Raw genomic sequence first — 7248 nt, 5'->3', positions numbered from 1 at the left:
GGGAGTAGTTTTGTCCCCCTGTTGTACACCGCCTCCGCCGGGGTCTTCTCTTGTTCTGCCGGCGTCTCGAGCCACCAGACGACGACGCGACCGCGGTCGCGTTCGAACGAACGGTTGCACCGACCCGCTGCCTGCACAATGCTGTCGATCGGGGCGAGATCACGATAGACCCGATCGAAACTGATGTCGACGCCAGCCTCGACGAGCTGGGTCGAAATCGTTAGCAACTTCTGGTCTCGCTGCGTGAGCGCTTTCGCCGTCTCGATCAGTCGTAACCGGTCACATGGACGGAGTCGGGTCGACAGGTGGAGTACTGACCGGTCACCAGCGTCTGCGACACGCTCGGCGACACACCTCGGATCGACGTCCTCGACATCGCCCGCGTGCTCGAGTTCTTCGGCATATACTTCAGCGACGTCCGTACTCTCTGGAAGGCGGTCAGTAACGCGGTCAGTGATTGTGCGCGCGCTGTCGATCGTGTTACAGACTGCGAGTACGGACTCGTCGTCGACTGCCGACTCGAGCAGAGTCGCTGCCGCGTCGTCGTACCCTTTCGGCCCGGTCTGGTCGTCCAGATACCGTTCGGCCGACGGATCCAGTTCGTAGGTAACCCGTTCGGTCGCGTCGAAGTACGTCTCCGGGTCGTCGACCAGTTCGGTCGCGTCGTCGAACAGCTGTGGCTGCGTTGCGGTCATCGCGATCACCGTCGCGCCGTATCGCTCGGTCAGCAGCGCCACGAGACGCGGAACGAGCTTCCACCAGTCCAGCGGTAGGCTCTGGGGCTCGTCGAGGACGACGACGCTGTTTCGAAGCGCCGGGAGTTTCATCGATTGCTTGTTCGACGGACCGGCGAGGCTCTCGAACAACTGGACGAACGTCGTCACCGTGAGCCCGGCGCGCCAGCTTTCGCCGAGCATGCCAGCGACGTCGTCGTTTCGATCCGCGTCGTCAGCTTGGGCGTCGTCGTTATCTTCGGCGTCCTCGTCTCGTATCGTCGTCTCCGACAAGTGGTGATGTGCCGTAAGCAGTCGCCCTGTGGTATCGACCTCGTAGATGTCCTCGAGTTCGTCGACTACCTGATCAATGATGCTCGTAAACGGCAGTGCGTAGACGACCCGGTCGCCGTCACGTCGGTCGCGAATCTCCATCGCCGCCGAGAGCCCAGAGAGGGTCTTTCCCATCCCTGTGGGCAGGGTCAGCGTCGCGACGCCACCGCCGTCGTCGGCGAACGAGGCAGCGTTCTCAAGGACGTCGGTTCGCGCTTCGGAGCGGTAGTGGTTCAACCGCTCGGCGCGTGTCCCGTCCGGATCGGCGCTAGCCTGTTCTTCGAGCGATCGGACGTGGTCGTCCAGACTGTCGGCGGTTGGCTGAACCCCTTCGTAGGTTGCCGCCGACGGTTCGGTGTCGGTCGCTGCTGCGGCCGCGCTGGTCTTGTCTGCGAGGACGAGCGAGCTCCAGAACTCGAGAACGAGCGCGTAACACGAATCGGACAGGGACTCACGGTCGATTCCCTCACTGTGACCCTCCGTCGCAACGGTGGCCTTGATGTCCTCGAGCAGGTTGCCGGCGAATCGGTGGCAGAATTCTTCCCACGAGCCATCCCCATCAGTCGCAGCGTCGAAGACGTTCCCCGCGAACTCGAGCACGTGGTCGTTGATATCGTTGATTTGCTTCGCGACCGCGGTTTGCTGTTTTTCCGCGTCCTGTTCCGTTGCGATGCTCTCGCGACGGTGGGTTCGTTCGTACACGTACTCCGCGACGTCCGGAAGTCGGCCGTGGTGTTTTGCGACGGCGACAAATCCCGCGAGACACGTTTCGGCGTCGTATCCCTTCGCCTCGAGCGCGTAGTACGCGGCGAACGCACCGAGCGGAGCGTGGTATCGGCAGTAGCTATCGTCGGGGTCGACTCCATTGAGAAGGTACTCTTGGAAGTATGTCGTTGCCTTCCCGAAGTCGTGGACGTACGCGAGCGTCTCGACTATGTCTCGGATCGGGTCGTCGTTGGCCGTCCGGGCATCGTCAGGAACGACGTACCCGACGCGCTGCGCTACGTCCTCGAGGTGATCACGAAGCAACACGCCATCGTGTGCCCCTTCTGGTGGGTGTGAGTAGCGGGTAGGCATCTACACGAAGACGACAGTCCTCCCGTCGACCGTCGCGGCGTCGACGTTTCGAATACGAAGCGGCTTGGCGTCCGGGTTGTACGTGTACGTGGTAAATTCCGTCGTGGTCCGCCCGCCTGGATCGGTCGCCATGAACGCAGGCGACTCCTCAACCTGACAGCGGGTTCCCGCCTCGAAGATGACATCCTCGACGCCATCGGGAACAGCAGAATCGACGGCGACCGGCTGATCGTCTGCCGTCGCTTTCGGACCGGGCTCGACGTCGAACTCGCCGTGATATTCGAGTTCCGCGAGGTGTTCCGAGAGACCGAGACTCGGGACGTAATGGGAGCGGCCGTCCTCGAGCATTGAGCGGAGTTCCCGGTAGCGTTCCTCGTCTGCGAGCGCTACGTCGATCCGGTAGGCGGGCTCGACGAGCACTTCGTAGTTGTGCTGTTGTCGGAGCGTCGTCGGGTCCGGGAGTTTGACGCTGAGTTTCCCACGGCCGTTCAGCGACTGGAGGTCGCCGTCGGCTGTCGAAAGCGTGTTCATCGGCATGTTTATCGTCCGGATCTCGCGTACCGGTTCGATCGCAATCGCCGAGCGGTTGGGTCCGAACAGCTCGTAGTAGCCGTCGCGCTCGATGCCAAGCACCGCGGCGAACAGCCCTGCGACCGTCGTTCGAGGGATGATTCGGTAGGTCTGCTTGACGACGTTGCCCTCGATTCGCCGGAAGTGGCCCCACGGGCCGCGAACGGTAACCGAGAGACACCGCTCCGGGAACGCAGAGTCTCTCTCGTCGTGCTCCCACGCGTCGAGTGATTGCTGCCCCATCGTCTCAGGTCTCGTCCGGCATCGTCGCGGCGTGTTCCTCGTAGACGTCAACGATCTCGAGTGCGTCCGCTCCGACCGCGTCCTCGAGTGCCTCATAGAGCACGTCGGGGCCGCCGACTTCGCCATCGTGAGAGCATTCTAAGACGTCACTCGCGACGACGCGGACGCGTTCGATCCGATCGCTCGCGTTCTCGAGCCGCTGGACGAAGGTATCGACGTCGACGGTGAGATCCCGGACGTTTCGGAGTTCTTCGTCGGCCGCTGATCGCTCTTCGTCGAGCGTGAGGTCCTTATCGAGCCCGCCGAGATGGAAGCTCTCATCGGCGTACTCGACGCGACAGTAGAGTCGCGGCTCCTGGCCGACTTTGCTCCGGCTGATCGTCTGGTTCTTCAGCGCTCGCCAACAAAGTGTATCGAGCCGTTCGACGTCCTCGGGCGTGAGATTCGTGTCGGCCGCACCGTGTTCGTCGACCAACCCGTGGAAGCGGATCAGGCCGTACTGGATACGGTGGTCGTCAAGATCGAACCCACCCTGTTCTTTCCCCTTCTGGGTGGCAATGACACTCGTCAGGCTGTCGTACTCCTCGTTCTCGTTGACCGCGTGCATTGTCTTTCCGGGCGAGAACTGGACGGGGCCGGTGAAGTGATCGGGAAGGTGGGCCGCATATTCGTCGTCAGTATCGACGGACATCGTCGCGCCAAAATACCGAACGTCGACGCTTTCAGCAAGGAACTCGCCGAAGACATCCTCGCGGAACTGCGCCGCTTCTTCGTCGTCATCGAGATCGTAGTCGTCGGGATCGACCGCCTTGAGTCGATCTTCGAGCAGCTCGCCGCGGGTGTACTGGTTCCCCTCCTCCTGGACGTTCCGGATGTAGACCCCATGCCCGTCATCCTCGAGTTGATCGCGAAGGTAGCGCTTCAGACGGACGTCGGTGACGATCGCCTGCTGGGTCTGTGGATCGATTCGGGGCCGGTTCGCGCTGCTGAGCGGGTTCCCGTTGGGGTTTGCGTCGACGGCGTCGTACAGGAAGACGATTTCCGAGCGGTTCTGGACAGTATCGGTGTCGGTCGTAGCTGACATTTAGTGTTCCTCCTCGAGGTCGGACTGGTCGTTGGTCTGTGCGTTGCCGTTTCTCCACGGATGGTCGTTCATACCGTAGGTCACGCCGAGTGCGTAGTAAAATCGCAGATCGTCAGTGTCGATTTTCCATTCGTCGGGGTCGGGATCGGCGATCGTCTCGCGGAGTCGGTCGACGATGTGGTCGGCCTTCGTCCCTGGATACCCACCCTGCTCTTTCTTCTCCTGACGGGTGTAGGTCAGCGTCTTCGCGATCGTCTCCTGGGCGACTTTCTTGATCCGAGACTGGGTGATCGACTTGACCGGATACTGGTCGACCAGCGTCGTCGACCGATCCTCGCTGTACTCCTGATAGCTACCGATGTCGCCGACGAGTGCTCCAAGCAGGAAAGCTCCGCGTCGCTCGTTCGCGACTGAGTCCTCGTCGTCGGGATCGGGCGTCAGCGCGGGTGTGTTTTCGATGAACGATTCGAGTTTCGCGTCGCCGGGGTGGCCCCCGTCCGGGACTATGTCTATTTCTTCCATCGTTTGGGTCGTGTGCTTCTCGTAGGTCGGTACTCGCGTGACCGGCTCTTTTGCCGGATCGGTCGTCGTCAGCAACTGGGCTTTTTCGCTGGCCAGTGCACACAGCTGTGCGAACTGGCTAGCGACCAGTAGCGACGGGAATCCCTCGTGCTCGCTGTCGTCGGTTTGCTTGTCGATAATTCGCTGGACGTACTCCTCGAGGAGCATCTCTACGGCAATCGGCTCGCCGCTGAGGACGTTGACCAGCGCCTTGATCCGGGGATCGTCAGCGTCTGCGTCAGCATCGTCCCGCTCGGCGAAGGTCTGGTAGAAATACCAGCCCGTCGAGACTGAGTTGAGCCGCGTGGTACTGTCCGTGAGCAAATCCCACGAATCGGTCGTGGGAAGCGGCGGGGTCCAGTCGGTATCGCTGTTGAACGCACTGGCCTTGCCGACCACCTCGTTGTGTGCGAACGCGAGTTCCGTCGGATAGTGGAGCTGGCCGTTCAATGTCTCCCCGAAGACGTCGTACCGAGACATCTGGTGGGGCATCACCGCCGAGACGTAGAACCGAAGGTCGGTCTCCTCGAGATCCTGTCCCCGCCGGTCCGCGTAGGCGTCCTCGATCGGTGTTTCCATCCCCCCGTCCGTCGCGGCCTGATAGAGCAGGCCGTACAGCTCGTAGACCTTCTCCGGGGCCGGTCGACCGAAGAAGTATGGCAGGTAGTACACCTTTGTTCCGAACGTCCGGTAGGTACAGGCCTCGACGAACGTTTCCGCGTTCATCACCGTAACCGCGGCGTCCTCGGAAATCGGATGGGCACGCCAGGCCTCCTCGATATCCAACCCGGGGAACGTCTCGCGTTGTTTGCCTAGGAAGTAGTTCTGTGGATCTTCGGACGTGCCAACCGTTCGAGCCGGCTGTCCTGTTACGATGTCCGTCGCGTCCCCCGATGAGTCGTCGGCCTTGTTCTTGGTGACGAGCTTCGAGAGCTTGCGCTGGCGCATCGCCTCGAGAAAGACGTCGATATCACCAGGCCAACGATAGTCGCCACCACCATCGGTTTTGACCTGGACGGTGAGCAAGGCGGTCGCGGAATCGCCGCCCAGTTCTTGGACGACGGCGTCTTCGATCGTCTCGAGTGCGCCCTCATCTTCGGCGAGTGTGGCTAGTCGCTCGATAATCCAGCCATCAGGGTGGGCATTTGCAGCGTCCGTTACGACATCATCCGTCGCCCATCTTGTGACTCTCTCTTTCGCGTACCGAGCTAGTTTCTCGGCGTCGCTATTGCGGCCGGCCTGGTGGGTGACGCTGTGGTCGATTCCCCGGGCTGCGGAAAACTTGCAGTGGCTGACTTTCTGGACTAGGTTCTCCGTGTAGCGGGTCACTCGGACGGGTTCGTCCGCCAGTTTCGGCTCGCTGCCGGAGACGTCGACTCGAACGACGATCAGACTGGATTCGGTGTCGATGAGATCGCCTGCGGCGTCCGGCGTGAGGTAGGAGGCATAGTCGCCTCCGCCTGTGGTCGCGAGCGTGTAGAGTTTGCCGTAGAGATACTGCAGGTCCCGCAGCGATCCGATCGGTGAATTGGGAAGTTCGTCGGCCAACTCCTCGGCGGGATACGCGGTTTCGAACGCGTCAGGCGAGAGCATCTCTTCCCTCCAGTTCGCTCTCACTTGGCCGGGTCCGATCGGTTACGTTTAGGAACCCGAGCCCGAGTGAGTTGCGCTCACCGAGCCCGCAATCGAGTGCGAGATTCAGATGCCGGCGGTGGTGATCGTCTCGAACGGTGTAGTCGAACCTCCACTTGCTCAGGACGTAGGTCATCTCCTGACCTTCGGTCACCGTCACCGGCACCGCAAACGTCTTGAGCAATTCAAACCCGTCGAAGAGGTCTCCCTCCACATCGCTCGGACCCGGCAAATGGTCGTGCGCGAACAGGTCGTGTTTCTTGTCAAGGTTCGCTTCAAGCTGCTCGACTAACGGTTCTGTGGTGTGTTCGGGTTGCCAAAAGACGGCGGTGTCACCACCCGGATGATCGATACCATACTCGTCGCACCGCCACGGTGGAATCCGAACCAGGAGGCCGGTTCCTGTCTCGATCGTTCCTCGGGTCCCGGGTTCTCCCACGTCGGGCGCAAGTGAGGTAACGTCCTCAACATGAAACGGCATTTCACCGATGTTCAGCTCTGGATCCTCGAGCAGGTCTGCGGCGACGTTCGCGAGCAGTTCTTCGTCGGGTGAGGCCACGAGTAGTTTTCGCTCGTCACCTTCGGTCATATCACGTGGGGGGAAGGGATTCGACATGACAAATCCCGGTGGCTCCCCGGAATCGTGCCGGTCGTCGTACGCCGTTCCCTCGAGTGCTCGCCACATTCGTCCACGAAGTTTGTTGTGGTACGCATTGTCGTAAGCTGTGGCCGCTCGAGCGGATAGGTAGACCATGATACGCACTACTTCTTCCCACCTCTGCTGATAATCACCATCAATAAGATATCAAACGAACTGATTATACAAAGTGTTGGCGGCAACACATATATGTAAATCGCACACTGTATTGGATGGGACGAATTATTCGCCGTATTTGATGTACCTGTGATTACTGCCCCACCAATGGGCCGTGTTTAATCGCATGACGGGAGCGGAATTTCCTGTTTTGCGGCCTTCTTGATGTTATAAACCGCACACATCAGCGCGATCTCACGAAATTCTCGGTACCAAGTTCG

General features: G+C 60.7%; 5 protein-coding genes. All 5 read right to left on the bottom strand.

Annotation, left to right across the window (positions count from 1 at the left end; genetic code table 11):
* Nucleotides 1–2123: CRISPR-associated endonuclease Cas3'' (locus C446_RS13215; protein WP_049920230.1), on the bottom strand; the 2123-nt coding region annotated here is incomplete at its 3' end.
* The gene (cas5b, locus tag C446_RS13210) at nucleotides 2124–2936 is read right to left on the bottom strand and encodes a type I-B CRISPR-associated protein Cas5b (protein ID WP_006673619.1); all 813 of its coding nucleotides are present in this window, start codon (nucleotides 2934–2936) and stop codon (nucleotides 2124–2126) included.
* Nucleotides 2937–2940: 4 nt separating this feature from the next.
* Complete coding sequence (gene cas7b / locus C446_RS13205; protein WP_006673618.1) at nucleotides 2941–4020, bottom strand: type I-B CRISPR-associated protein Cas7/Csh2; 1080 nt, start codon at nucleotides 4018–4020, stop codon at nucleotides 2941–2943.
* The gene (gene cas8b, locus C446_RS13200; protein WP_006673617.1) at nucleotides 4021–6174 is read right to left on the bottom strand and encodes a type I-B CRISPR-associated protein Cas8b/Csh1; all 2154 of its coding nucleotides are present in this window, start codon (nucleotides 6172–6174) and stop codon (nucleotides 4021–4023) included.
* Nucleotides 6161–6967: a CRISPR-associated endoribonuclease Cas6 gene (gene cas6, locus C446_RS13195; protein ID WP_083861131.1), complete on the bottom strand. Its 807-nt coding sequence runs from the start codon at nucleotides 6965–6967 to the stop codon at nucleotides 6161–6163. The genes cas8b and cas6 overlap by 14 nt, the downstream gene beginning before the upstream one ends.
* Nucleotides 6968–7248 lie beyond the last annotated feature (281 nt).

It is taken from the genome of Halobiforma nitratireducens JCM 10879 (assembly GCF_000337895.1).
GTDB classification, from domain to species: Archaea; Halobacteriota; Halobacteria; order Halobacteriales; family Natrialbaceae; genus Natronobacterium; species Natronobacterium nitratireducens.
The sequence above is the reverse complement of the archived record's forward strand: the minus strand, read 5'-3'. Positions and strand labels throughout refer to the sequence as shown.